The organism is Raineya sp., from assembly GCF_053497555.1.
On sequence record NZ_JBRCWE010000108.1, the window covers coordinates 1 to 25797 of the forward strand.

The 25797-nt window shown below is 38.5% G+C and carries 23 protein-coding genes; 8 read left to right on the top strand and 15 right to left on the bottom strand.

The features are described from left to right. Window positions 1-160: 160 nt before the first annotated feature. Together mscL and ACWITO_RS13680 are read left to right on the top strand one after the other, a co-directional pair. Window positions 161-562: a large-conductance mechanosensitive channel protein MscL gene (gene mscL, locus ACWITO_RS13675; RefSeq protein ID WP_448530551.1), complete on the top strand. Its 402-nt coding sequence runs from the start codon at window positions 161-163 to the stop codon at window positions 560-562. Between the two features lie 59 nt (window positions 563-621). Further along, on the top strand, window positions 622-747 hold the full coding sequence (locus ACWITO_RS13680; protein WP_448530552.1) for a 30S ribosomal protein THX: 126 nt from the start codon (window positions 622-624) through the stop codon (window positions 745-747). A 29-nt stretch (window positions 748-776) separates the two neighbouring features. Here ACWITO_RS13680 and frr read toward each other — a convergent pair whose 3' ends face one another. Then, window positions 777-1340 (bottom strand): ribosome recycling factor, encoded by a 564-nt coding sequence (frr, locus tag ACWITO_RS13685; RefSeq protein ID WP_448530553.1) that lies wholly within the window; start codon window positions 1338-1340, stop codon window positions 777-779. A gap of 77 nt (window positions 1341-1417) precedes the next feature. Beyond that, window positions 1418-2401, bottom strand: a complete 984-nt coding sequence (locus ACWITO_RS13690; RefSeq protein ID WP_448530554.1) for a bifunctional heptose 7-phosphate kinase/heptose 1-phosphate adenyltransferase — start codon at window positions 2399-2401, stop codon at window positions 1418-1420. Window positions 2402-2642: 241 nt separating this feature from the next. Between ACWITO_RS13690 and ACWITO_RS13695 the strand changes: the two genes are divergently transcribed. From ACWITO_RS13695 to ACWITO_RS13705, 3 genes are all read left to right on the top strand, one after another. Next, window positions 2643-3722, top strand: a complete 1080-nt coding sequence (locus tag ACWITO_RS13695; RefSeq protein WP_448530555.1) for an Ldh family oxidoreductase — start codon at window positions 2643-2645, stop codon at window positions 3720-3722. 150 nt (window positions 3723-3872) lie between these two features. Further along, complete coding sequence (locus ACWITO_RS13700) at window positions 3873-5348, top strand: Do family serine endopeptidase (protein WP_448530556.1); 1476 nt, start codon at window positions 3873-3875, stop codon at window positions 5346-5348. Between the two features lie 86 nt (window positions 5349-5434). Then, the gene (locus ACWITO_RS13705; protein ID WP_448530557.1) at window positions 5435-8368 is read left to right on the top strand and encodes an FAD-binding and (Fe-S)-binding domain-containing protein; all 2934 of its coding nucleotides are present in this window, start codon (window positions 5435-5437) and stop codon (window positions 8366-8368) included. A gap of 3 nt (window positions 8369-8371) precedes the next feature. Here ACWITO_RS13705 and ACWITO_RS13710 read toward each other — a convergent pair whose 3' ends face one another. The 3 genes from ACWITO_RS13710 to ACWITO_RS13720 all read right to left on the bottom strand — a co-directional run bounded on the left by ACWITO_RS13710 (window position 8372) and on the right by ACWITO_RS13720 (window position 11519). Beyond that, entirely contained in the window at window positions 8372-8965 is a 594-nt protein-coding gene (locus ACWITO_RS13710) for a hypothetical protein (RefSeq protein WP_448530558.1), read from the bottom strand. A gap of 2 nt (window positions 8966-8967) precedes the next feature. Next, on the bottom strand, window positions 8968-10005 hold the full coding sequence (locus ACWITO_RS13715; protein ID WP_448530559.1) for a DNA adenine methylase: 1038 nt from the start codon (window positions 10003-10005) through the stop codon (window positions 8968-8970). A gap of 71 nt (window positions 10006-10076) precedes the next feature. Continuing rightward, entirely contained in the window at window positions 10077-11519 is a 1443-nt protein-coding gene (locus ACWITO_RS13720) for an NADP-dependent isocitrate dehydrogenase (protein WP_448530560.1), read from the bottom strand. 182 nt (window positions 11520-11701) lie between these two features. Between ACWITO_RS13720 and ACWITO_RS13725 the strand changes: the two genes are divergently transcribed. The 3 genes from ACWITO_RS13725 to ACWITO_RS13735 all read left to right on the top strand — a co-directional run bounded on the left by ACWITO_RS13725 (window position 11702) and on the right by ACWITO_RS13735 (window position 14502). Next, on the top strand, window positions 11702-13243 hold the full coding sequence (locus tag ACWITO_RS13725; RefSeq protein WP_448530561.1) for a hypothetical protein: 1542 nt from the start codon (window positions 11702-11704) through the stop codon (window positions 13241-13243). 25 nt (window positions 13244-13268) lie between these two features. Further along, complete coding sequence (locus ACWITO_RS13730; RefSeq protein WP_448530562.1) at window positions 13269-13592, top strand: DUF59 domain-containing protein; 324 nt, start codon at window positions 13269-13271, stop codon at window positions 13590-13592. A 100-nt stretch (window positions 13593-13692) separates the two neighbouring features. Then, entirely contained in the window at window positions 13693-14502 is an 810-nt protein-coding gene (locus ACWITO_RS13735) for a tetratricopeptide repeat protein (RefSeq protein WP_448530563.1), read from the top strand. Window positions 14503-14574: 72 nt separating this feature from the next. Here ACWITO_RS13735 and ACWITO_RS13740 read toward each other — a convergent pair whose 3' ends face one another. The 10 genes from ACWITO_RS13740 to greA form a co-directional block, all read right to left on the bottom strand. After that, window positions 14575-16992 carry a tetratricopeptide repeat protein gene (locus tag ACWITO_RS13740; protein ID WP_448530564.1) on the bottom strand — a complete coding sequence of 806 codons (2418 nt, stop codon included), beginning with the start codon at window positions 16990-16992 and terminating at the stop codon, window positions 14575-14577. A 12-nt stretch (window positions 16993-17004) separates the two neighbouring features. Then, on the bottom strand, window positions 17005-19311 hold the full coding sequence (locus ACWITO_RS13745) for a TonB-dependent receptor plug domain-containing protein (RefSeq protein WP_448530565.1): 2307 nt from the start codon (window positions 19309-19311) through the stop codon (window positions 17005-17007). A gap of 78 nt (window positions 19312-19389) precedes the next feature. Then, window positions 19390-20199: an SDR family NAD(P)-dependent oxidoreductase gene (locus ACWITO_RS13750; RefSeq protein ID WP_448530566.1), complete on the bottom strand. Its 810-nt coding sequence runs from the start codon at window positions 20197-20199 to the stop codon at window positions 19390-19392. After that, window positions 20157-20657, bottom strand: a complete 501-nt coding sequence (locus tag ACWITO_RS13755; protein ID WP_448530567.1) for an NUDIX domain-containing protein — start codon at window positions 20655-20657, stop codon at window positions 20157-20159. Before ACWITO_RS13755 ends, ACWITO_RS13750 begins: the two co-directional genes overlap by 43 nt. A 102-nt stretch (window positions 20658-20759) precedes the next feature. Then, window positions 20760-21671, bottom strand: a complete 912-nt coding sequence (gene hemC, locus ACWITO_RS13760) for a hydroxymethylbilane synthase (protein ID WP_448530568.1) — start codon at window positions 21669-21671, stop codon at window positions 20760-20762. Continuing rightward, a complete protein-coding gene (locus ACWITO_RS13765; protein ID WP_448530569.1) occupies window positions 21643-22296 on the bottom strand; it encodes a phosphoribosylanthranilate isomerase in 654 nt (217 codons plus the stop codon). Before ACWITO_RS13765 ends, hemC begins: the two co-directional genes overlap by 29 nt. A 27-nt stretch (window positions 22297-22323) precedes the next feature. Then, entirely contained in the window at window positions 22324-22932 is a 609-nt protein-coding gene (locus ACWITO_RS13770; RefSeq protein ID WP_448530570.1) for a hypothetical protein, read from the bottom strand. Between the two features lie 253 nt (window positions 22933-23185). Continuing rightward, window positions 23186-23902: a TIGR04255 family protein gene (locus ACWITO_RS13775; RefSeq protein ID WP_448530571.1), complete on the bottom strand. Its 717-nt coding sequence runs from the start codon at window positions 23900-23902 to the stop codon at window positions 23186-23188. Between the two features lie 64 nt (window positions 23903-23966). After that, window positions 23967-25163 carry an acyl-CoA dehydrogenase family protein gene (locus tag ACWITO_RS13780; protein WP_448530580.1) on the bottom strand — a complete coding sequence of 399 codons (1197 nt, stop codon included), beginning with the start codon at window positions 25161-25163 and terminating at the stop codon, window positions 23967-23969. Between the two features lie 154 nt (window positions 25164-25317). Next, window positions 25318-25791, bottom strand: coding sequence for a transcription elongation factor GreA (gene greA, locus ACWITO_RS13785; protein ID WP_448530572.1), 474 nt, complete (start codon window positions 25789-25791; stop codon window positions 25318-25320). Between the last annotated feature and the right edge of the window lie 6 nt (window positions 25792-25797).

Consider the following 25797-nt stretch of genomic DNA (forward strand, 5'->3'; position numbering starts at 1 on the left):
AAACTTCCTACTTGTAAATGTGGTATTATATACCTTTTTATATTATCTTTGCTTAAGATTTCCATGAAAAGTAATATTTTAGTTTCAGCACCTAAATATACAACTTTCATTGGAAATCTTTTTCAATCCTAAACAACTTCATAGTCAAAATATCACGTATATGTTCAAAGAATTCAAAGAATTTGCAATCAAAGGCAATCTCATTGACCTTGCCGTGGGTTTTGTAATGGGAGCCGCCTTTACCAAAGTAACTACGGCTTTTATTCAAGGTATGGTAATGCCGCTGGTGGGTATGTTGCAGGGGAAAGACCTAAAAGACTGGAAAATTGTCCTCAAAAATGCTGTTGTGGAAAATGGGAAAGAAGTATCGGCAGAAGTTTCCATCAAATATGGCGAATTTATCACCGTAACGATTGATTTTATCATTGTGGCTTTTGTGATGTTTTTGGTTGTAAAAGCTGTAAATGCTCTCAAAAAGAAAAAGGCAGAAGAGCCTGCTCCGCCTTCAGCCCAAGAAGTGTTGCTTACAGAAATTAGAGATTTGCTCAAACAAAAAAACTGAGATTTTTGTCAAATTTTCCTGAAAATTTCATAATTTTGAAGCCTTAAAACTTAAAATGTATGGGAAAAGGCGACATCAGAACCCGCAGAGGTAAAATTTGGCGTGGGACTTATGGCAAAACTCGTCCCAGCAAAAAGAAAAAAACACAAGAAACTTCTACCTCTGACAAACCAAAGCAAAACTAAATCAAAAAGCCGAGCTAAACTCGGCTTTTTTATACTTTCATTATTTCGGCTTCTTTGGCGGTCATTATTTCATCTAATTTGTGAATATAGCTATCGGTATATTTTTGTACGCTATCTTCGGCTTTTTTGATAGCATCTTCGGCGGCTCCTTCCTTTTGTAATTTGCGTAAAGCCTCATTGATTTCTTTGCGGGCATTACGCACGCTGATTTTGCCATTTTCTATTTCGTGCTTTACTTGCTTGACAAGCTGTTTGCGGCGTTCTTCGGTAAGGGGGGGAATGTTTAAGATAATCATTTCGCCATTATTTTGCGGATTGATACCCAAATCGCTATCTTTAATAGCTTTTTCAATCGCACCAATAGAGCCTTTTTCAAAAGGACGAATCGTGAGGGTTCGGGCATCGGGGGTGTTGATAGTTGCTACTTGGTTGATGGGCATATTTACGCCGTAGTATTCAACCAAAATGCCGTCAAGCATACTGGGCATAGCTTTCCCCGCTCTTATTTTGGCAAGCTCGCTTTGCGTATGGGATACGGCTTTCTTCATCATTTCTTGGGCTTCGTCCAGATACATTTTAATTTCGTCTTCCATATTGCAAATGTTTTAGTTTTGGGCAAATATACAAAAAGCAAATCAAAATGCTATGCAAGGCTTGATTTTTTAGCAACTTAATCCATTATCTTCATAGCTTCGGCAAGTAATCTTTCTTTGGGAATAGGTACAACCCCCTGATACTCGCAAACAATGCCACCTGCTAAATTGGAAAGTTCGGCAATGATTTTGGCGGGCAATTGCAAAGCCACACACAAAGCCGCTACGCTTACTACCGTATCGCCTGCTCCCGAAACATCTGCAATATTGCGTATATGTGCGGGAATATGGTGCATTTCATTTTCTGCGTAGATAAGCACTCCTTTTTCCGAAAGGGTAGTCATTATGTATTTGGCGGCAAGTTTTTGCTGTAAAATTTTTACGGCTTCTTTGATAGCTTCAAGGTTATTGTTTTCAAAATCTAATTTCAATCCCTCTTTTAGTTCTTTTAGATTGGGTTTGAAAAGGGTAGAGTGTATGTAGTAATCAAAATTACGCTTTTTGGGGTCAATAATGGTTGGGATATGAAATTTTCGGGCGAGCTGTATGGTTTTTTCAATAAGTTTGGGGGTAATCACGCCTTTATCGTAGTCTTCAAAAATAACAGCCTGCGTTTGAGGCAAAAGTGTTTGAATTTTTTGCCACAAAACTTCTTCTTCCTCCTCATCAATAGGCTTATCCATTTCCGAGTCTATTCGCAATAGATGTTGGGAAGCGGCTAAAATTCGGTGCTTGACGGTGGTAATGCGGTGCATACTTTGGGTAATACCTTCGGCAGAAAGCCCACAAATTTCAAGCAGACGCAAAAATTTATCAGCTTCGCTATCGCTGCCAATTACTGAGCATAAAATAGGCTTTGCTCCCAAAGATTGCAGATTCAAAGCTACATTTGCCGCTCCTCCCAAGCGTTGCTCACGGCGTTGTACATTGAGAATAGGTACAGGAGCCTCGGGAGAAATGCGGGTTACACTACCCCACAAGTACGAGTCTATCATCACATCTCCAATGACAAGCACACGGAGGTCTTCAAAACTTTTGAAAATTTCTTGTACCGATTTCATTAGGCTATGTATTATACTGATACAGAATTGTTGCAAAAAATCAAACTAAATATCCAATATTCTAAATCCTGTTTCCTGCTTCTTGTTTCCTTTTTCCCTATTTTGCATAAAATTCGCCCAAAATTAGGTGAATTGTTAGCGAAAACAAATTGATGTTTCAAAATTTCTTAAATTTTCGCATAAGAATTACAAAAATTATGATTTTTGTGCAGTAATTTGTTCAAAAAAGGACTTCAAATTTATGCACGTTTTCTCATACGAAACCTTGTTTCAGTTTGCCCAAAGTGTTTTCATAAGAATAGGATTTTCGGAAAAAGAGGCTCTATTGGCTACTGAAGCTCTGCTCAAAGCAGATTTGCGAGGAGTAGATTCTCACGGCATAGCTCGCCTTTCGGGCTATGTAAGGCTGTGGGAAGCCAAAAGATTGAACCCACAACCGCAAATGAAAATCATTTACGAAACGCTCACTACTGCCACCCTTGATGGCGATAGTGGTGTGGGTTTGGTAGTTGCCCCCAAAGCGATGGAAATAGCAATGCAAAAAGCAGAAATATATGGCACAGGTTGGGTAGCTGTGCAAAATTCTAATCATTTTGGTATTGCGGGCTACCACGCAATGCTGGCTTTACAGAAAAATATGATAGGTATTGCCCTCACCAATGCCAGCCCTTTGGTAGCACCTACTTTTTCAGTAGATAGGCTTTTAGGCACCAACCCGATAGCCGTAGCTATCCCTGCCCAAAATGAGCCTCCTTTCGTAGCAGATTTCGCCACCACTACTGCCGCCAATGGCAAACTTGAAATCTTGGAACGCAAAGGCGAAAATGCTCCTTGGGGCTGGTTGCAAGATGCGGAGGGCAACATCACCACCGACACACAAGCACGCAAGAAAGGAGGAGCTTTACTGCCTCTGGGTAGCGATTACGAACACGGAAGCCACAAGGGTTATTGCTTGGGTGCTTTGGTAGATATTTTTTCGGGAGTTTTTTCGGGGGCAAATTATGCTTCTTGGGTGCCGCCTTTTGTTAGCTATTTGCCTTTACCCACCAATCCCGTAGGCAAAGGCATAGGACATTTTTTGGGAGCTATACGTATTGATGCGTTTCGCCCCGCAGAAGAATTTCTGAGCAATATGGATATTTGGATAAAGGCTTTTCGGAATGCCAAAGCCGTAGAAGGCAAAAAGGTACTTATTCCCGGTGATATTGAAAGAGAAACCGAAACAGAAAGATTACAAAGTGGGATTCCCCTTATGCCAAGTGTAGTCGCTGATTTGAACATTTTGGCAGAAAAATTGCAAATTGAACCACTTGCAAACTGACAAAAAGTCTAAACTCGTAAATGTTTAATGCCCAAGTTCTAATCATCTAATAGCTGTATTCAAGATTGGCACTAATTTTGAAAAGGCTTTTTTGCTAACAATAAAACCCTTTTTTCAGCGTTTTTGTGTAAAAACCAAAATATTATTGCTATGAAAGATTTTAAGAAATTGTTGCTTGCGGCTCTTTTGGGCGGTGGCATTTCAGCAGGAATTGTGAAAGTTTTTGAAAAACCTGCGGTTACCAAAATTGAAACCGTAGATGGAAACTATGCTCGTTCTGCTATTTATACCAAAGATGCAGAAGGAAATCTTATTCCCATTGATTTTACGGCTACTGCTGAAAAAGTAACAGGTGCGGTGGTGCATATCAAATCTACGAGCTTAAATAGCACCAGCAGCCGAGAAATGGATATGTTTGAGTTCTTTTTCAATGACCCTTTTTTTGATAATCAACGTCCCTATCAACGCAAACCTATGCCACGCGTAGGTACTGGTTCGGGAGTAATTATTGATGCACAAGGACATATCGTAACCAACAATCACGTTATTAAAGATGCCGATGAATTGGAAGTAAGCCTTACCGATGGCAGAACTTTCAAGGCTACCGTAATAGGTACAGACCCTACCACTGACCTTGCGGTTATCAAAATCAAAGCAGAAAATTTACCATATCTCAAATTTTACAACTCTGATAATGTAAAAGTAGGCGAATGGGTGCTTGCTGTGGGCAATCCTTTCAATTTGAACTCTACCGTAACAGCAGGTATTGTAAGTGCTAAGGCTCGCAACATCAACATTGTTCGTGAAAACTTTGCTATTGAAGCCTTTATACAAACCGATGCCGCTATCAATCCGGGCAATAGTGGTGGTGCTTTGGTAAATTTGAACGGCGATTTGATTGGTATCAATACAGCCATTGCCAGCCCTACGGGAGCGTATTCGGGATATGGTTTTGCAGTGCCTTCTAACTTGGTTGCCAAAGTAGTAGAAGATATTTTGCAGTATGGCGTAGTACAAAGAGGCTTTTTGGGGGTGCAGTTGCAAAATGTTGATGGTAAAATTGCCAAAGAAAAAGAACTTTCTGTAACCAATGGAGCTTTGGTTGCCAAAGTGATGGAAAATTCAGCCGCCGAAAAAGCAGGTATTAAAGAAAATGATGTGATTTTGGAAGTTGACGGCAAAAAGACTAACAATGTTTCCGAAGTTCAGGAAATTATTGGTAGAAAACGCCCTGGCGATGAGATAAAGGTGAAAGTGAATAGAGAAGGTAAAGAAAGAGAGTTCAAAGTGGTGCTTCGCAACCAAGAGGGCAAAACCGAAAAAGTAGCCAAATCTGATAGCAAAGATTTGCAAAGCCTTTTGGGAGCAAAATTGGAAAGTCTTGATGATAAAACAGCTAAAAAATTGGGCGTACAAGGTGGTGTAAGAGTGAAAGAACTCGGTAATGGCAAACTTCGCCGAAATACCAATATGCGTGAAGGCTTCATCATTACCAAAGTAGATAAAAAGCCTATCAAAACACTCAAAGAACTTGAGAAAGCCCTTGAAAAAGCCGAAGGCGGTGTGATGTTGGAAGGCGTTTATGAAGATATTGACGGCACATTCTTCTACGCTTTTGGTTTGTAAAAAATCTCTTTTGAAATGTTTCGCCAAACTTCCCGAATTTCGTAACTTTCGGGAAGTTTTTTTATGAACTTTTTTGAACCCAAGCTATGTTTCGCCTCAATATTTCTGAAATTGAACTTCAAAAACTTCAAAACGAACTTTCAGGAGATTTTTTCTTTGACGATACAATGCGGCGGCTCTATGCTACCGATGCTTCTGTGTATCGTCAAATTCCTTTGGCTGTTGCCTATCCCAAGAATACAGAAGATTTGAAAAAACTTTTGGCTTTTGCCCGAAAGCATAAGACTTCGCTTATTCCTCGTACGGCGGGTACTTCGCTGGCGGGGCAAGTTGTGGGAACGGGCATAGTGTTGGATATGAGCCGTTATTTTACAAAAATTTTGGAAGTGAATGAGCAAGAAAAGTGGTGCAGAGTGGAGCCAGGGGTTATTCGCAACGATTTGAATGCCTATTTGAAGCCTTACGGACTATTTTTTGCCCCCGAAACTGCCACGCAAACACGTGCAATGATTGGCGGAATGGTTGGCAACAATTCTTGTGGTTCAAATTCTATTATCTATGGAAGCACTCGCGAACACGTTTTAGAAGTAAAAGGCTTACTCGCCAGCGGCAAAGAAGTTGTTTTCAACGCCTTTTCTAATTCCCCTTTGGAGAATGGGGTAGGGGGTGAGGTTTCACAGCTTGTTCAACTTCTTCAAAATCCTAAAAATCAAACTATTATTCGTGAAAATTTCCCCAAAGCCTCTATTCCTCGCCGAAATACAGGGTATGCTTTGGATATTTTACTGAAAAGCTCTCTGTTTAATCCTGAAAGTCAAGAACCTTTCAATATCGCTAAACTCATTTGTGGCTCGGAAGGTACGTTGATGATAGTAACAGAAATAAAACTGCATTTGGTAGATTTACCTCCTGCCCATAAGGCTCTTGTGTGCGTACATACGCATAGCATTGATGAAGCCTTACGAGCTAATTTGGTAGCAGTGCAGTACAACCCTTCGGCTTCCGAACTTATTGACCACTACATTTTAGAATGTACCAAAACCAATTTGCAACAACAACAAAATCGTTTTTTTGTACAAGGCGACCCGCAAGCTATTCTTGCCGTAGAGTTATTTGGGAAAGATGAAAGTGAATTGCAGAGCAAAATTTCGGCAATGATAGCCCATTTACAGAAAGAAAATTTAGGCTATCATTTTCCTGTGGTGCAAGGTGAAGATATTGCTAAGGTTTGGGCTTTGCGTAATGCAGGTTTGGGGCTTCTTTCTAACCTTGCAGGAGATGCCAAACCTGTTTGTTTTGTAGAAGATACCGCCGTAGATGTGCAAGACTTGCCTGAATATATTAGGGAATTTAACGAAATACTGAAAAAATATGGTAAGTATTCAGTGCATTACGCACACGCAGGCACAGGCGAATTGCACTTGCGACCTATTTTGAATTTGAAAGATACAGAAGATAGAAAAGTTTTTCGTGCTATTGCCCAAGAAACAGCCGAATTGGTGAAAAAGTATAATGGTTCGCTTTCAGGCGAACACGGCGATGGGCGAGTAAGGGGCGAATTTATCAAAATGATGGTAGGAGAGCAGTGTTATGAGCTATTTCGTGAAGTAAAACGAATTTTTGACCCTGAAAATATCCTCAACCCTAATAAAATTGTTGATACTTTACCAATGGACACCGATTTGCGGTATGAAGCAGGGCAAAAAACTCGTGAAATTCCTACAATTTTTAGTTTTGAAAAAGACCAAGGCATCTTGCGGCTTGCTGAAAAGTGCAATGGTTCAGGAGATTGCCGAAAAACTGAAATTACAGGGGGTACGATGTGTCCGAGTTATATGGCTACACGCAACGAAAAAGACACTACCCGAGCAAGGGCAAATATTTTAAGAGAAATTCTTACACATTCCCCCAAAGCCAATCCCTTTGATAGTGAGCAAATCAAGGAGGTGATGGATTTATGTTTGAGCTGTAAGGGTTGCAAAGCCGAGTGTCCGTCCAATGTTGATGTAGGTAAAATGAAAGCCGAATTTTTGCAGAATTACTATGACGCCAAGGGTATTCCTTTTCGTACCAAACTTATTGGCAATTTTACCAAAAGTACACATTGGGCTTCTAAATTTCCAAAACTCTACAATTTTTTAGTAACCAATTCTTTCACGTCTAAAATTTTCAAAAAAATAGCAGGTTTCGCTTTGGAACGCTCTTTGCCCACTTTGCATACATTTACTCTGCGAGAGTGGTTTGATAAGCATAGAAACAAGCAAAAAGCCATAAGTAACAAAACCATTGGGGCTGTTATTGTATTTTGTGATGAATTTACCAATTACAATGATGTAGAAGTAGGCATAAAAACGATAGAGCTATTAGAGGCTTTGGGTTATGAAGTGAAAATGCCTATCAGCAAAGAAAGTGGCAGAACTTATCTTTCAAAAGGTCTTTTGCGAAAAGCAAAAGAAATTGCAGAAGCGAATGTGTGTATTTTCAAAGATTTAGTTTCCGAAAATGTGCCTTTGGTAGGCATTGAGCCTTCGGCAATTTTGAGTTTCAGAGATGAATATTTGGATTTGGTGGATAAAAATCTGTTGCCTGAAGCCCAAAAAATCGCTCAAAATACCTTTCTGCTTGACGAATTTTTGGCAAAAGAAATAGATAAAGGCAATATCCGAGCCGAACAATTCACCGATGAGCCTAAAATTCTAAAATTGCACGGGCATTGTCATCAAAAAGCACTTTCCAGTTTAGTTCATACGAAAAAAGTGCTTTCCTTACCCCAAAACTACCAAATGCACCTGATACGTAGTGGTTGTTGCGGAATGGCAGGTAGCTTCGGGTATGAAAAAGAACATTATGAGGTATCTATGAAAATTGGTGAGTTGGTACTTTTTCCCGAAGTCAGAAAAGCCGATAATGCTACGATAATTGTTGCGAGTGGCACCAGCTGCCGACATCAAATCAAAGACGGCACAGGCAAAAAAGCCTACCACTTGGCAGAAGTAATGTGGCAGGCTTTGAAAAGATAGTTATCATAACTTAATTTTTTGTCTTTTTGATTTGTTATTCAAACTTTGGCTTGTAATATCTGAATGTTCCTTTTTAACATCTTCAGGCCAGTCCATACCTTGCTCTTGTACGTTCCAGTCAGGAAATTTTCCTTCTACTGATAAAAAGTCTTTTATACAACATTCCTCTATCAACTTACAACTTAAACTGGCATTATTCACTTTGTGTGTCCCCAATAAACCTTTTACTTCTGCTTCAAAATCGGGGTGATAAATCATATAAAACTCTATCTTTTTGCCTTGCAAAATGGAATGATACAAAAAATACCAAATTCCCAAACTTCTTATGCTTGGTCTGCCTTTTACACCCCCATCTTTGTATATGTTGAGCGTTCCTTTCATTCCACCTTTATCTTGTGAAGCTCCTATTTTCTTTATTTCTCCATCTACTACAATCAGATAAACTCTTGAATAGTTTTTTGTGAGAATATCTTTGGGTAGAGGATTACCATTCTCATCTCGCAAATCTTTCAAATATTTGAAATTTAGTTTTGTTGAATTTGGAACATACTCTACATCTGCAATTTTGAAAGCAGTTTTTACATCTTTTATGAGCATAGCTATTTCCCAATTATGAGAAGTTCGTGAGAGGTTTTTATGTTGTTGTTATCAAAATCCCTTGTTTTTCTATTTTTACCTATTCGGGTTTCACCTTGCCCCATAGTATATTGCCAAGCAATTTCAACAATCTGAAAATCTTTATAGGTTTCTCTAATCCAAGAGCAATCATTGTAAGACAGCACAAAACCTCCTTGATGCTTTTTCAATAATTCAGCAAGCAAATCGTGCCTGAATCCGTTGTGGTGAATAGGAAAATTCCGCATTGGGTATATACCTTTGAACATTTTACTATCACCTTCTAAAAAATACGGTGGATCTAAATACAAAAAATCTTTTTTGTGCTTGAGAATACTTGTTTCAAAACTTTCTCTATAAACTTGTAATTTAGGAACGTTGAAATTCTTAACCTTTTCAAGCATAGCTTCATATCTACTTTTATCTGTATAGATAGAGGACATCCAGCCTAAAAATCCAGGTCCATAGCTCAAATTATGATTGAAATAGTAAAACGTAGCTAATTCCAATTCGGTATAATTATTAGGCAACAAACCATCTTTTTTGTTCCAGATTGCCTTCAATAAATTCTTAATGCGTTCATACTCTTCTTTTGTATTTGACATCTGGGATAGCTTTTCGTATAACTCTTGGGGATATTTAATTTGTACTTGCCAATAATTTACGAGCAATTCAAAAATATCATAAGCAATTACTTCAATTCCTAATTCTTTTGCAAGAGCAATTTCTACGCTCCCACCACCAATGAAAGGGCTTACTACCCTTTCTATGTTATCGGGGATATATTCTAATATACTACCTACTGCCAAAGACTTTCCTCCGCCATACCTCAAAGGACTACCCAAATATCTTTTGTAGCCTTTGGAAGTTTTCAAACTATTCAAAAATAAAGTTTTTCGGGTATAGTGAGAGTTCTGTAAAATGTCATCAATAAGCAATTGAGAGGAATTCTTTTGAGTATTGGAACTAAACTCCTCAAATAGATTTAGCTGAAAATTTTTATGTATTTTGCTATTTTTCATTGATAAAATTTGTTTTTGTAAAAGAACAAAAACAGACTTCCCAAAAGTTTTAGCTTTTGGGAAGTTTTTTATTAAGCACCTTGTCCTGCGGAGAAGGCATCAACGCCGTCTATGGTGCAGAGATTTTCAGTTTTGATAATCTGATAACCTGCCTCGGTAACTTTGCGTTGCAACTCAATAATATCGCTATACGCTACTGCTGAACCATTGCCTTTGAAACGACAACGCCAGTGGTCGGTGCAGAAAGTTTCGGGCAAGCCATTAGGATACACTTTTACGCCTCGGTTGGTTATCATTGTAAGGTGTAAGCCATTATGAGTGATTTGTTCAATAGCTTTACCAAGTTTTTCTGCATTTCTATCGTTGCAGTAAAGGAACAAATCTACGCCAATAGTTTCCATTTTGGCAGGCTGAGCAGGCTTTAATTTTACTTGGATAGTCTTTTTGGCATTAGAGTAATCTACGGCTTTGAGTTTAGAAGGTTTCTGACCCAAACGCTCAATAACAGCATCGGCAAATTCTTTTGTTCCTACTTTTTGGGTGCTTACACCTTCTTTGAAAATATCGTAAGTATGGAAACCGTCTTCAATGGTTTTGAGCCAAGCATTATGTACTTTTTCAGCAATATCGCCTTGCCCGATATGCACAAGCATTTGTACTGCCCCTAATAGCAATCCCGAAGGGTTGGCAAGGTTTTGTCCTGCTCGGCGAGGAGCTGAGCCGTGAATAGCCTCAAACATAGCTACCTCTTCGCCAATATTAGCCGAACCTGCTAGCCCTACCGAACCTGCAATTTGAGCGGCAACATCAGAAAGAATATCGCCATACAAGTTAGGCATCACTACTACATCAAAGGCTTCGGGTGTGTCGGCAAGTTTGGCGGCACCAATATCTACAATCCAATGTTCTTTTTCAATTTCGGGGTATTCGGCACCAATTTCTTCAAAAACTTTATGAAAAAGCCCATCGGTTTGCTTCATAATGTTATCCTTGGTAAAGCAAGTAACTTTTTTTCTGCCGTACTGACGAGCATACTCAAAAGCATAACGGATAATTTTCTCGGTACCTGGGCGAGTGATAAGTTTCAAGCACTGCACTACTTCGGGAGTTTGCTGATGCTCAATACCTGCATATAAATCTTCTTCATTTTCACGAATAATTACTACGTCCATTACAGGGTGTTTGGTATCTACGTAAGGAGCATACGATACACAAGGACGCACATTGGCGTATAAGCCAAGCATTTTACGAGTAGTTACGTTCAAGCTCTTGAATCCGCCACCTTGGGGAGTAGTAATAGGGGCTTTTAAGAAAACTTTGGTACGGCGAAGCGATTCCCAAGCACTATCATCAATACCTGCCGAATTGCCACGCAAATATACTTTTTCACCAATTTCAATGACTTCGGTTTTTATTTTTGCACCTGCCGCCATAATAATTCGTAAGGTGGCGTCCATAATTTCAGGACCGATACCATCGCCATAGGCTACCGTTATAGGTGTGAGTTCTTGCATACTTGTTTATTTTTTAAGTCCAACATTTGGCACGCAAATTAAAACTATTTTCAGACTTTTAGGGGATTTTGAAAGGATTTTTTTGAAATTTTTACCCTACCCAAAAGCATAATGGCACTAAAAGTGCTATATTTGAACAAAAAACTTTGTTTTTTCGTTAAAATCATAAAAAACCCTTCAAAATGAAAAAGCCGACTGCATTTGTTTTCATCTTTCTGATTTTTTCAACGGCTTACGCTCAAATAGAACCCCGAGCAGTGGGCTATTACAACGATGCTCTTATTTTTTCCCAAAATACTATGCCAATGGGAACAGCACGAACCCAAGCCTTAGGAGGGACAGGAGTTACTATGGGAGCAGATTTATACTCTTGTATTCTAAACCCTGCGGGCTTAGGACTTGCCAAACGTGGGCAAATGACTTTAGGTTTGGGAATGAACAATTTTTCTGCAAGTACCGACTACATCAATAAAACCACCGATGATAGCTACAGCTTTCTTAAACTTAATCACTTTGGTTGGATTTCCCCTTTGGCTACCAATGAAGAGAGTCGCAGAAGTAGTATAGCCAGTAGTGGCAGTATAGCAGTTTCTATTACGCGTAGCAACAACTATCAAAAACGCTTTGAGTACGAAGGCACTAATACGCGTAGCACAATGGCTGATAGATTTACATTCTTGGCTGATGGCATTGACGCAAGGGTATTTGAGCAGGAAGCCGCAACAGGAGAAATCTATGATTTAGCTTCGCTGGCTTATGCGACTTTCGTTATCAACCCTTTTGTAAATGATAGTACTTCGTATTATACCGAATTTAGAGATGTCAATGATAATCTGGTTGCTCCAATTCGTCAGAGAGAGAGCTATCGGGTGCGTGGAGGCGAAACAATGATAAATATTTCTTATGGAGTAAGTTTGAATGATAAATTTTATTTGGGTGCTGGTTTGGGTATAGGAAGTATTCGTTACAAACTTTCAAGCAATTATGAAGAGAACCTTACGCGTCAAGCCACAGTAAATGAATTACAATCTTTTAGCCTTACCAACCAACGCAGCGTAACAGGAGGAGGAGTGAATTTTAATTTTGGATTTATTTATCGTCCTGTGGAAATGTTGAGAATAGGAGGCTCGGTGCAATCTCCTACGGCTTACTTGCTTACTGAAATAGATGATAACGAAATGACAGCCACTTTTGCAGGTTCTACTTTTCAGCCTGCTAATGCCCGAATGTTGCAAAGTCAGTTAGATTATTCTTTTGTTGCCCCTTGGCGTTTGAATACAGGTATTTTGGTACAATTCAAAAAATTTGGCTTTTTCACTGCCGAAGCGGAATGGGTAACCTATGGCAATATGAATCTTAGTACAGATGTACAAGGATTTAGCTTAGATGCCGATAACCGAACTATCAAGAATTTATACAAAACAACCCTTAATTTGCGAGCTGGCTTGGAAGGACGTTCAGGCATATTTCGTGGAAGGCTAGGACTTGCATATTTCCAAGACCCTTACAAGGTAAAACTTGATGATTTGAACCGAAATATTATGAGCTATACAGGTGGCGTGGGCATACTTTCTCAGAATTCAGCCATAGATTTGGCAGTTACATATACAAGCTACCGAAGCGTATATACGCCTTACACACTTCCCAATCCCGATTTTTATTTTTCGGCAGAAAGTAAAAATCGTATGTTGTCTATTTTGTTGGGACTTACTTTATTTTTTTAATTTCCGTATAAAAACCTTTACATCTATGAGCAATCTTACAGAAATTCCAGATTTACGAGAAAAGGTAGTTGAGGCTATCAAAACTATCTACGACCCTGAAATTCCTGTGGATATTTGGGAGTTGGGCTTGATTTACGATTTGAAAATTTTTCCTATCAATAATGTGTATGTACAAATGACACTTACTTCGCCCAATTGCCCTTCGGCAGAAATGCTTCCGCAAGAAGTGAAGGATAAAATCAAGGCTATAGAAGGTGTAAATGATGTAGAACTTGAACTCACCTTCGACCCGCCCTATTCTACCGATATGATGAGCGAAGTAGCAAAATTGGAATTAGGGTTTATGTGAAAATTTGCTAAATGAACAGGTTTTGATATTTCTTGCTTTTTGGCAAGGTATTTGTTACTTTTGCATTGAAATTTTGTAAAACCTATAAAATAAAAGTGTTATGAAACGTTTTGCTTTACTTTTATCCTTCTTTTGGTTGAATTACTTGGCTTTTGCCCAAAATCCCGAAGAAGTATTCAAAGACGGAATGGCTAAAATGGAAGCCAAAGACTACAATGCCGCCGTAGAAAAATTTGATTTAGCTCTTGCCGCAAAACCCGATTATGTAGATGCTCATTTCCAAAGAGGTATGGCAAAAAAAGCATTGTTGCAGTACAATTTAGCTATCAATAGCTTCAATAAAGTAATTGAACTAAAGCCCGATTATTTAGAGGCTTACATTGAAAGGGCTGAATTGTATTCAAATATGGGAAAAGAGGAAGAAGCAATGAAAGATTTTGCCAAAGTTTTAGAAAAGAAACCTGATTTTCTGGAAGCATACGTTAGAATTGGCAATATGTACAGACGCAAAGGCGACTCTGAAAAAGCAATCGCTGAATATCAGAAAGCACTCAAAATCAATCCTAAATACGACAAGGCTCATTACAATTTAGCTTTGTACTATTTCAATCTTGAAAAGAAAGCCGAGGCAATGAAACACGTAAGAGAAGCCATCGCCGCAAATCCTAATAATGCCGAAGCCTATGCCTTGAAAGGAGAAATAGAATTGCAACAAAGGCAGTATAAACTGGCACTTGCAAGTCTTGATAAATCTATCCAGTTGGATAACACTGTGGGTAGCTCTTATACTTTCCGTGGGCAAGCCAAGTTTTTCACAGGAAATAAAAAAGGAGCTTGCGAAGATTGGAAAAAAGCCCAAGAACTCGGCGATACTGAATGTGAAGAGTATTTAGGAAAACACTGCAAATAATTGTAAAATTTCTTGTAATGCTCCCAAAAGCCTCTACTTGATGCAAGTAGGGGCTTTTGAGTATTTTTCAGATTATAATTTTATACCAATGAGCAAAATATCATCTCTTTGCAAAGTGCCTCGTAGCTGATTTTCTAAAAGGTTCTGTATAGCTTTATGTTGTTCTGTCATTGATAGTGTGGCTATATTAGAAAGTGTGTATTTCAGTTTGCTTTCGCCGAGTTTTACCCTTTCGACATCATTTTGGTCAGTAATTCCGTCAGAACATAGATATATGCAAGAGTTTGGAGAAAGCACGAGGGTATTGGTTTCAAATTTTATATTTTCGTTTTGGTCGCCTCCTATGGATTTTCTTGAACCTTTGAGTGTGAAAACTTGAGTATGACCATTTTCAGTATAATAAAGTGGTCTTTTTGCCCCTGCGAAATGAATTTTGGTTTTACCATCAGGCGTTTTTTCAAGTATGCACAAAGCCATATCCATACCATCGCGATTGCCTGTTTCTTTTTGGCGAAGTAGTTTTTGCACTTCTTGGTGCAAATTTTCCAAAATTTCGCTCGGTTCGTGGATACGATTCAAAATCACGACTTTTTCCAGCAATCTATTTCCAATCAGACTCATAAAGGCACCAGGAACGCCGTGTCCTGTACAATCCACAGCGGCAACGATAGTTCTGTTTGCATCAAGCTGTTCAATCCAATAAAAATCTCCACTTACCACGTCGCGAGGCATAAAAAGCACAAAGTAATCCTTGAAAAGTTTTTGTAATTTTTCGGTATAGGGCAAAATAGCCGTTTGTATAGTTTTGGCGGCATTGATACTTTTTTCAATTTTTTCGTTTTGTTCGGCAAGCATTTCATTTTTTTGAGCAATGGCATCTCTTTGAGCCATAATCTCTTCCTGTTGTTGTTGCAATTCTTCAGCTTGTACTTGCAATTCTTTGTTTTGCTCCTCAATGGTTGCATTTTGAGCGGCAAGTTTTTTGTTTTTCTGCCTATTCAGGATAAGCAGGTAGCCCACAAAAATTAAAAAAGCCCCTACAATAGCCAGCCCAATGAGCGTATAAAAGTTTTTTTGTTCTTCTTCTTTGGCTTTCAGGTCAGCAAGTTGCTTTTCTTTCTCTAAGATTTCTCGTTTGCGTTCTTCTTCTTTTCTTTCTGCTTCACGTTTTTGCCTTTCTATTTCTTTGTCTTTTTCCAGAGCGGCAATTTGTTGTTCTTGGCGTTCGGCTTCGGCTTTCTGACGGATTAGCTCCAATTGTTGTTCAGCACGTTGCTTTTCAATGGCGGCATTACGCAATCGTTGAGCCTGCAATTCTCTATCGGCTTTGAGACGCTGAATTTCACTTTCACGAAGTTCGGCTTCCTTTTTGGCTTTTTCTTTTTCCAAGTTGGCTTGCACAAGTTCCATTTCTTTCTTTTCCTCTTGTGCGATATTGGCTTTTATTTCACTTTCCTTTTTTTCAAGTTCTAACTGGCGTTCAATCATTTCTTGTCTTTGGCGGGCTTCTTCTTCCTGATAAGCCTTTTGTAAATCCAAGTATTTTTGGTAGTTCTTTTGATACTCTTTCAAATCTTGCTGTTGCTGATAAATATTTGCCTTGATTTGATAACTGGACATCAGTACCTCTTGGGCTTTGAGTTTATTTGCCCCATTCAATTCCCTTTCGGCTATCGCTATTGCCTTATCTACATAGTCCAAGGCATTTTCGTTTCTATTTGCAAGAAAATCATTGACAGCTAAAAAGTTATGCAATTTAGCTTCTTCAACTTTATCGTTTTGTGAGCGTCTGATGACAAGTGCATCTTCATAGTATTTTTTTGCCCCTTTGAAATCTCCTTCATTGGTGTAGGTAGAGCCGATATTCATCAAAGCAACGGCTCTAATACTTGTATTACCTTTATTTTGGTTGGCAATTTGCTGATTGATTTTAATAGATTGGTCAAAGTTTTCTAAGGCTCTTTTGGTATCCCCCATTTTTTTATAGTTGTAACCAATATTGTTATAGGTATTCGCAAGAGCGGGTAGGTCGTCTTTGTAATATCCAAGCAGTTCTTGGTAATAGGTAATAGCTTCTTTGTATTCTTTATTTTCGGTACAAATAGTAGCAAGTCCTTCCAAAGTTTCGGTAATTTCGGCTTTATTGTTATCAGCTTTTTCAATTTCCAAGACTTTCTTGTAATTTTCTTTAGCTTTCGGATAGTCTTGCATCATCAGGTAGGCAAAGGCAATATCTTTTTGGGTTTCTCCTTGCTGATGAAGCGGCTTTTTGTTGGTTTTTTCTAAATCCAAAGCTCGCTGATAATACTCAATGGCTTTGCCATATCCTTTTTGTCTTTGATAAGCGAGGGCAATTTTTTTAGAAATTTGTATTTTCGCCTCATCATCTTTGGCTTGGTTGAGTTGGGCAATGAGTTCATTGATACTACTTTGCCCCCAAAGCGAAGGCAAGGCTAATAAAATGAATAGTAATGCAAGAAGGTAACGCATAGAGTTTTGTTTTTAGAATTTTAAGTTAAATCCTGCCATTATACGCAAAGGATTCTGGGGGGCACCGTTTGCAAATTCTGCTCCTGCCGCTCCTTGAAGAGCTGTTTCAGGAGAAGCCCCTAAATTGAGCGAATAATAACGCTGGTCAAGTAAATTTCTACCTTGCAGAAACACATTGAAATAATTACTAATGCGGTAGTTGAGATGAAGGTTCAAAAGAGCATAGCCGTCAATGTTTTGTCTTGCAGTGCCATTTTCACGCTGACTTACGGCATAGGTAAATTGTTTATTGACAAAAATAAAACGAGGTGTAAAAGTAAATCGGTTTAGTTCAAGCTCAAAACCACCTTTGAAAATCCAAGGCGAAATAGCGGCTAAATCAATAAGTATTTCCTGATTGAGCGTATCTTTGCTAGTTACTTTACCACCAACATAACTTGCAGAAGCATAGAAATTCAAACGTTGATTATTGCCTATGTTCAATCGGTAATCTAAATCCAAAGAACCTCCATAGCTGAACTGCCTTTCACTATTTATCGCAACCTCTATGAAAGCTACGGGATAACCTAAAAATTGCCCATTGTAGCGATTGCCGTTGATAGCATCAGGTCCGTAATTGAACAAGCCCTCACTTATTGAATAGAAGGCATTAAAATTGGCTCGGAAATTTTTACCATTGTTGAACGAAGTAGAACTTTCAAAAGTTTGAATAGTTTGAGGCTTCAAATCGGGGTTCGGGAGGCGGAAAAAGAAAGAAACATAACTTGCACCATTATCAAAACTTACAAAAGAACCAAACTGCTCAAATGCAAAAAGTGGCGAAGGTGCAAGGAAAGCAGAACCATATAGTAGCTTTGTATTGAGATGCTTATTTATTTCAAACACGATACCTGCTCTTGGATTGAGCGAAGCCCCATAACGACTATTGACATCATAACGCGTTCCTAATGTAACAGAAACTTTTTCTACGGGATTTATCTGTGTTTGTAAAAAACCGCCAATATTGCTGTACTCAATAAAGGGAATAGGAACTTCAATACCCGTAGGATTGAGCGGATAAATACTGCCAATGATAACGGCTCTTTGCTTGCGATTACTCAAAACATATTCTAAATCGTGTCCGCGAGGCACAGAATTAAAATATTCGTAAGTAACACCTCCCGAAAAGCTAATGATTGAATTGAGCGTATAACTGGCAAGTTGCTCAGCTTTCAGCATCAAGCCGTTTGAGAACTTATAGGCAGGTCTCAAGCCTGAATATACATTACGGAAATTACTTTCAGGGTTTAGCCAATAATGACTGCCAATCAGAAAACTTGTGAGTTGCCATTTTCCTAAATTTTTTTGATATGTCAGATTACCCATTGTTACATTGTGTCCGAAAAATGCTCCACGATTATACACTACATTATCGGGGGTTTGGGCAATCGTGGAAGGGTTAATAGCTTCGTTGCGGAAAAGTGTAAAAGATAGGTTCTTGTAGCGTATGTTTCCGTGCATTGCATAGCTACGCAAAGGTGTTTGACTATAATAGGGAAATACATTTGCAGTTTGCGGACCGAAAATGGTGTTGAAATTTCCTGTTTGCAGGTTTTGTTCTAAATTTTTGTATTCTTCTGAATAAAATTTGCTCAGTTGCGGCTGCTGGTCGTAGTGATATTGAGCCGAAAAAGTATAGCTCAAATCTTCATTGATACGTCTGCCCATTTGCAAATTTCCCAAAACATAATTATACATTCCACCGATAGCAGTAACTTCGCTTCGGCGAATATCATCAGCGGTTTTTGTGATAATATTGATTACCCCAGCGAAAGCATCTGCTCCATACAAAGCTGATGCAGGACCGAATACAATTTCTACTTGTTTAGCCAAATGAACAGGGTAATTCTCAACAATGGGAATAATATCGTTGGTGGGTGAATTGGCACGTACTCCGTCTATGAGTAAAATAAATTTATCGTTGGCACTGCCATTAGTTCCTGCAATACCACGCATAAGAATATTGTTGTTCCAGCGTGGATCTACCAAATTATCTACACGCACATTCGGAATATCTTGCAAGAGTTCCATTAGCGAGGTGTAACCCCTTCTTTGAATTTGTTCAGCAGTGATAACCACAATAGTTCCCGGTGCTTTACTGGATTTTTGCTCACTGGTACGGCTGGTAGTAATAATAGAAACGTCCTCAAATTCATCTACTTCACCTTTTCTTTTGAGCAAATCTTCTACTTCAATTTCGTGAGTAGCAGGGCGGAGTGTATCTTGGGCAAAAGTAGAAAAACCAAACAAAAGCAGACCTAAAAGTGAAAATAATTTCATAAGCGTTCAGTTGTTTAACCACTTACAAAAGTAAAAACTTTTAGTTTAGCTCGTCTTATATTGAGGGTTATTTTTTTGTTAAGTTTTGCTTTTACGGAAGTCTTTAACGGCTTTTTGAATTACAAATTTGCTTAATAGGTTGGGGAAAATTCTTTCAAGCCACAAGGTGAGTTTGGTATAAAAAGGAAAAACGACAACAGCTTGGTTGTGTACAATTCCTTTCAGAATGTACCTGACAGCTTTTTCGGTAGGAAGGATAGGGAAAGGAATGGTAGATTTGATTTTTTCGGTATCGGTATGCGATTTGATGGCGTTTTCGTACAAGGCACTTTCTACAAAGCCCGGACAAATAGCAGTTACTTTTACTCCCAAAGCTCTGCCTTCTACCCGTAAAGATTTAGAAAGACCTAAAACACCGTGCTTGGCAGTAGCATACGGAATAGCCAGCGGAAAAGGTATCAGAGCAGACATAGACGCCATATTGACAATATGCCCAAACCTTTGCTCGCTCATTATATCGTAAGCGATTTTTGTACCATTTACAACGCCAAGCAGGTTTATATCAAGCACTTTTTTCCACTCCGAAATGCTTAAATCTTGTGCTTCGCCTGCTATGCCTATTCCTGCATTGTTGATAACCAAGTCAATCTTGGAGTGTTTTTGTAAAATGATTTGAAAGACACTTTGAAATTGCTCAAAATCTCTCACGTCCAAAGGTAAGTGAGAAATATTTGCTATTTGATGAGTAGGAGCCTGAATATCTGCATTATACACTACGGCACCCAGTTCTGCAAACCTTTGGCTCAAGGCTTTGCCAATCCCAGAACTTGCCCCTGTGATAAGAACTATTTTCCCTTGAAAGAATTTTTGCATAACCAACCTTTGCATTGAAGTAAATTTTCTATACTTTCTGCTTGCCTGATAGCCCAATGCACGCAATCGGGCTTTTCTTGTTTCAAGAAATCGTAATCTACCCAAGCAATTTCTTGTAAAATTTGGCTTTCTTGGCTCATTTCAGGGTCTTTGCCCAATTTTAATACTCCACCGATTTGCTCTACTTCAAAAAACAACTCAATAGCGTGCAAAGGAGGCTCTAAAAACTCATATACAAACAAAAACTGCTTGATTCGTACTTGCAGACCTGCTTCTTCCAGAAACTCTCTTTGCAAACATTCGCTGATGCTTTCGCCAAAATGCAAACCTCCTCCCGGTGGCGACCATAAGTAGCCCCCTTCGCCCAAATTTGTGTGTTTGATGAGTAAAATCGTGCCTTCTTGCACCAACAAGCCACATACACGCACACGCAAACGATTGCCAAACGTTTCTATGATGGTTTGATGTTCCAAAATTTGTTTTAGGTTTAATAGTTCCAAAAGTTCAAGGGGTCATCAGACGCAAACTTCAAGTTTTCATAAAATTAGGGTAAATTTGCTTTGAGGTCAAAACTTTCATTTATTTGCGACTGCTAAAATTTCTTTTCCACCACTTGCCAAAACTTCGTTAGCCAGAGCAATAGCAGTGTTGATAGCTTCATTGGGCAGGCAGAGAGCCGTTTTTCGGATAATTTTTTCACCATTCCACCCAAGCAAACCTCCTTGTAAGTAAATTTTTTCGCCTTGCCAAGTAGCAAGCACAAAAACAGGCACGCTACAACCACCTTGCAAAGTATGCAGAAACGCCCTTTCTGCCTCTACACAGATAGCTGTAGCCTCGTGATTCAGGATTTTTCTTAACTTTTCTTGCAAATCTTTTTCCAAATGTTCGCTGATTTCCACAGCAATACTACCTTGCCCCGCAGTAGGCGTAAAAATTTCCAAAGGCAAATGCTGGCGAATGAGATGCTCGTAGTTCATTCTTTTTACACCTGCATAAGCTAAAATAAGAGCATCACAAAGTCCATTTTGTAATTTTTGCAAGCGAGTTTGCAAGTTGCCTCGTATTTCGGTGCTTTGAATATGCGGGTAAAAATGTTTCAAAACCGCAATGCGGCGAGTAGAGGAAGTGCCTATGACCATTTTATCGGCAAGCGAAATATTTTCCTTAAAACTCACAAGAACGTCATTCATTTGCTCTCTTTCGGTAAAGGCAATAATTTTCAAGCCTTTGGGCAAGTGAGAGGGCAAATCTTTGGCACTATGAACAGCCAAATGCACTGCTCCCGAAAGTAGTTGCTCTTCCAATTCTTCTGTAAAAACTCCTTTACTACCGATTTTGGAAAGTGAGCGGTCAAGAATTTTATCACCTTTGGTTTCAATAGTTACAATTTCGGTGCTAAAACCTGCTTCTTGTAATTTTTGAGCAACAAATTCAGTTTGCCATAAAGCGAGCTTACTACTTCGGCTGATAATTTTGAGTTTCATTGTTTTTTTGAGCAAAAGGTTCAAAAAAGTTATTTTTCCAAACTTGCAGTTGGGTTATATCTTTCAGAGCGGGGGCGAGTTCAAAACGGCTGTTCAAATCTATAACTTGTATAGGAATTTGCGGATTTTTTTGCAAAAATTCAAACAGCATAGGGCTGTTTTTCAAAGAAATTCCGCCACTAATCCATAGGGGCTTTGCATAAGGATAGTTTTTCAGCACTTGCCAATCAAAGGCTACACCATTGCCACCACGCTCTTTGCCTTGTGTATCCAGCAAAAAGGCATCAACAAAAGGCAAATAAGGCTCTAAATTTGAAAATTTAAAGCCTTGTCCCACACCAAAAGCCTTTACGATAGGCAAAGGGAGCTTTTTACCTAATTCCGAGCAAAATGCAGGACTTTCTTCACCGTGCAGTTGCAGATAATCTAATTCGTATCTTTGAGCTATGGAAGTAATATTTTCACAGGTTTCATTTACAAAAACGCCAACTTTGCGAGTTTGCTGGGGTAGGGAAGGCATTTGCCAATTTTTCCCCACAAATCGTTTAGAATTTTCGTAAAAGATGAAACCCATAAAATGAGGTGAGAGAGAAACCACCTCTTGTATGTTGGTAGTTTCTCTCATACCACAAATTTTCCATTGAAGCATAATTTATCCTCTATCTACTTTTTCTTGAATACGTGTAAAATGAATAGAGAGTTTGAGCATAAAAATATAAAAACCATAGTTGCTGAGAGTAAATAATCTTTGGCTTTGTAGGTCAATTTTTATTGAACTTGCACTGCAATGATTTATTCTGTCCAGAAAAACAATACATTCTTCGGGAAGATTACCACCTTGTGGTAAATAAAAAATTTGAGTAATTCGCTGTTTGCGAATAATATTTATGTGGTTCAGAATATCTTGTTCTGATTTTATTTTTTGTTCAAGAAGTTTTGATTGATATTTCTTTAAGCTAAAAATAGGTGCATAACAAATATTTGCAGGGAATAGACGCTGGTTATTAGGATCTATATCACAAGTATTTGAAAGTATAATAGCAGGCGAATCGTAAAATTGCCCTTTCGCTAAATCAGCAAACTTGAGTTTTTTTATACCATCCCCCTGAAAAATTACGTTTTCTTCTTTGAGGTAACTTGTATAAAATCTGCTATCCAAATTATTAGGAAAATTTGATATTTCCTCAAAGAGTTTTTTATGATTTTCTTCTGAAAGATATTTAGGGAGAAAAGTTTTAATATCGTCAAAAACTATACTCATAGTTTTAGTATCAAATCTTCGTAATTTTCATCAATAATTTGAGAGATAATTGGGTCCAAATCTTGGCTTTCTTTTAAAAGGTTTTCCGCTATAGATGTAAGAATATTCCAATGTTTTTGAACAGAATAAAGATAGATTGCTTGTAAATTTAGGCTTTCAAATATAGTAAGATTGCTAGTAAATTTACAAGTAGAAATTTGGGGGCTACTGAGTATTAAAACATTAGAATTGCCAATATCGTATGGAAGGATTTTCATATGTATCGTGGGTTAAATCGTTCAATAAAATCTTCTTTAAGTAGTGAAAAAAAGGTGTTCTTAATAAGTTGATGGGCTTGATTAGCTAAATTTTCAAAAGACTGCAAATAATCATCATTTGAATAAATGCAAGTAATATCTACAAGAGAACCTTCTTTTTGAACTTGATTTTGTATAATGCTTGCCTTATTTGCAAATTGCAAAACTTTAAGAAAGTTATGTTCTGCTAACTCCATTCTTAAAATTAAGTTATCTAAACGTGGTTCTTCTCCATTGAGAAGGACATTTAGGTTTAAGTTTGGATAAACTTCATATTCAAAGAAATTAATATATCTCATTGAAAAACTCGTAGGTTTTTGAAAGATGGAAGTTTCTTTCAGAGTTTGAAAAAAATTAAATAATTTTTTTTCAAAAAACTGCCAACCAGAGTATTTATTATTAAGATGAAAACTTATGGAATGATAACCAACTTGTATAGTGAAGTTGCTTTCAATTAGCCTATACATTGGGGCATATTGTAGAGTAGGATCATTTTCCAATATTTCTGGAGGTAAAAATGCAGAAGGCAATTTCTCTAATTTGGTAAATTCATTTTTTACCTTTTCATATAACACACCTAGAATTGTTTCTTTGGGAATAACTGGCTGAAATCGCCATTCAACATTAGCTTCTATTATAGGAGAAGGAGTGATATGAACAGGGGTCTTTATCATAAAAATTAGTGTTTAAGCACTCCTCTTATTGTTAGGGAAAGAGGAGTGCATATTTATCTAAATACTATTTGAATGCAGGAATACCTGTGATAGCATTACCCAAGATGAGCAAATGAATATCGTGAGTACCTTCGTAAGTAACCACGCTTTCAAGGTTCATCATATGACGCATAATGGGGTATTCGTTGGTAATACCCATTCCGCCGTGGATTTGACGAGCCTCACGAGCTATATTGAGGGCAATTTCAATGTTATTGCGTTTGGCAAGAGAAATTTGGGCAGTAGTAGCTTTGCCTTCGTTTTTGAGCGTACCCAAACGCCAGCAAATAAGCTGTGCTTTGGTAATTTCGGTCAGCATTTCGGCAAGTTTTTTCTGCACCAGTTGGAAAGAGGCAATTGGCTTTCCGAATTGTATGCGTTCCATTGCATACTTACGAGCCGATTCATAGCAATCCATTGCTACCCCCAAAGCCCCCCAAGCAATACCATAACGAGCCGAATCCAAGCATTTGAGCGGAGCAGAAAGCCCATCAGCCAAAGGAAGCAGGTTTTCTTTGGGAACTTTCACGTTATCAAATACCAGCTCGCCTGTGATGCTGGCACGCAAAGACCACTTGCCGTGAATTTCAGGGGTTGAAAAACCTTCCATTCCACGCTCTACAATCAGCCCTTTGATGCGTCCTTCTTCATTTTTTGCCCAAACTACGGCTATATCGGCTTTTGGTGAGTTGGAAATCCACATTTTAGAGCCATTGAGCAAGTAATAGTCGCCCATATCTTTGAAGTTGCTTACCATTCCCGCAGGGTTTGAGCCAAAATCGGGTTCAGTAAGTCCGAAGCAACCCAGCATTTCACCTTTGGCAAGTTTGGGCAGATATTTACGCTTTTGTTCTTCCGAGCCAAAAGCATAAATGGGAAACATCACAAGCGAACCTTGCACCGAAGCCGTAGAACGCATACCCGAATCGCCACGTTCAATTTCTTGCATCATCAAGCCATACGAAATATAATCCATTCCACCGCAACCATATTCTTGGGGCAAAGTAGGTCCGAAAACGCCTAACTCACCAAATTTTCGTACTATTTCGTAAGGGAAATGATTTTTTTCGTACCAATCTTCAATATAAGGCGAAATTTCTTTTTTCACGAAATCTCTTACTGCCTGACGAACCATCTTATGCTCTTCGGTGAGCAAATCATCAATGCCATAAAAATCGGGGTGTTCAAAGGTATCTTGTTTCAAACGCTTCTGAAACACCATTTCACCATTTGCGTTGAGTGTGCTTGCTTGCATAAAACCAAATTTTTTGTTATCAACCAAAAATACAAGTACAAAGTTAGTAAGAAAAAGAACATTTTCAAAAAGGCTATTCTGAAAACTAAAATGGTCGGTGCTTTTTTACACCGACCATTGTTTAGCGTGAAATTTCCAAAATTTCCACTTCCAGCTCTCCTGCGGGAACTTGAATTTTAGTTACATCACCAACGCTTTTGCCCAAAAGCCCTTTGCCAATAGGCGATTCTACGGAAATTTTACCTGCTTTCAGGTCTGCTTCTTCTTGCGAAACCAGCGTGTAGGTCATTACAGCTTTGGTTTTTTTGTTTTTAATTTTCACCGTAGAAAAAATAGAAACCTTAGACAAATCAATATTGCTCTCGTCCATTAGGCGGGCATTGCTGATAAGTTCTTCTAATTTAGCAATTTTTAGCTCCAGCAAGCCTTGGGCTTCTTTGGCGGCATCATATTCAGCATTTTCAGATAAATCGCCTTTCTCGCGTGCTTCTGCGATTTGACGAGCAATATCGGCTCTGCCTTTGGTGCGAAGTTCGTGCAACTCTTTTTTCAACTTCTCTAAGCCTTCTTGGGTGTAATAAGAAATTTTTGACATAACAAT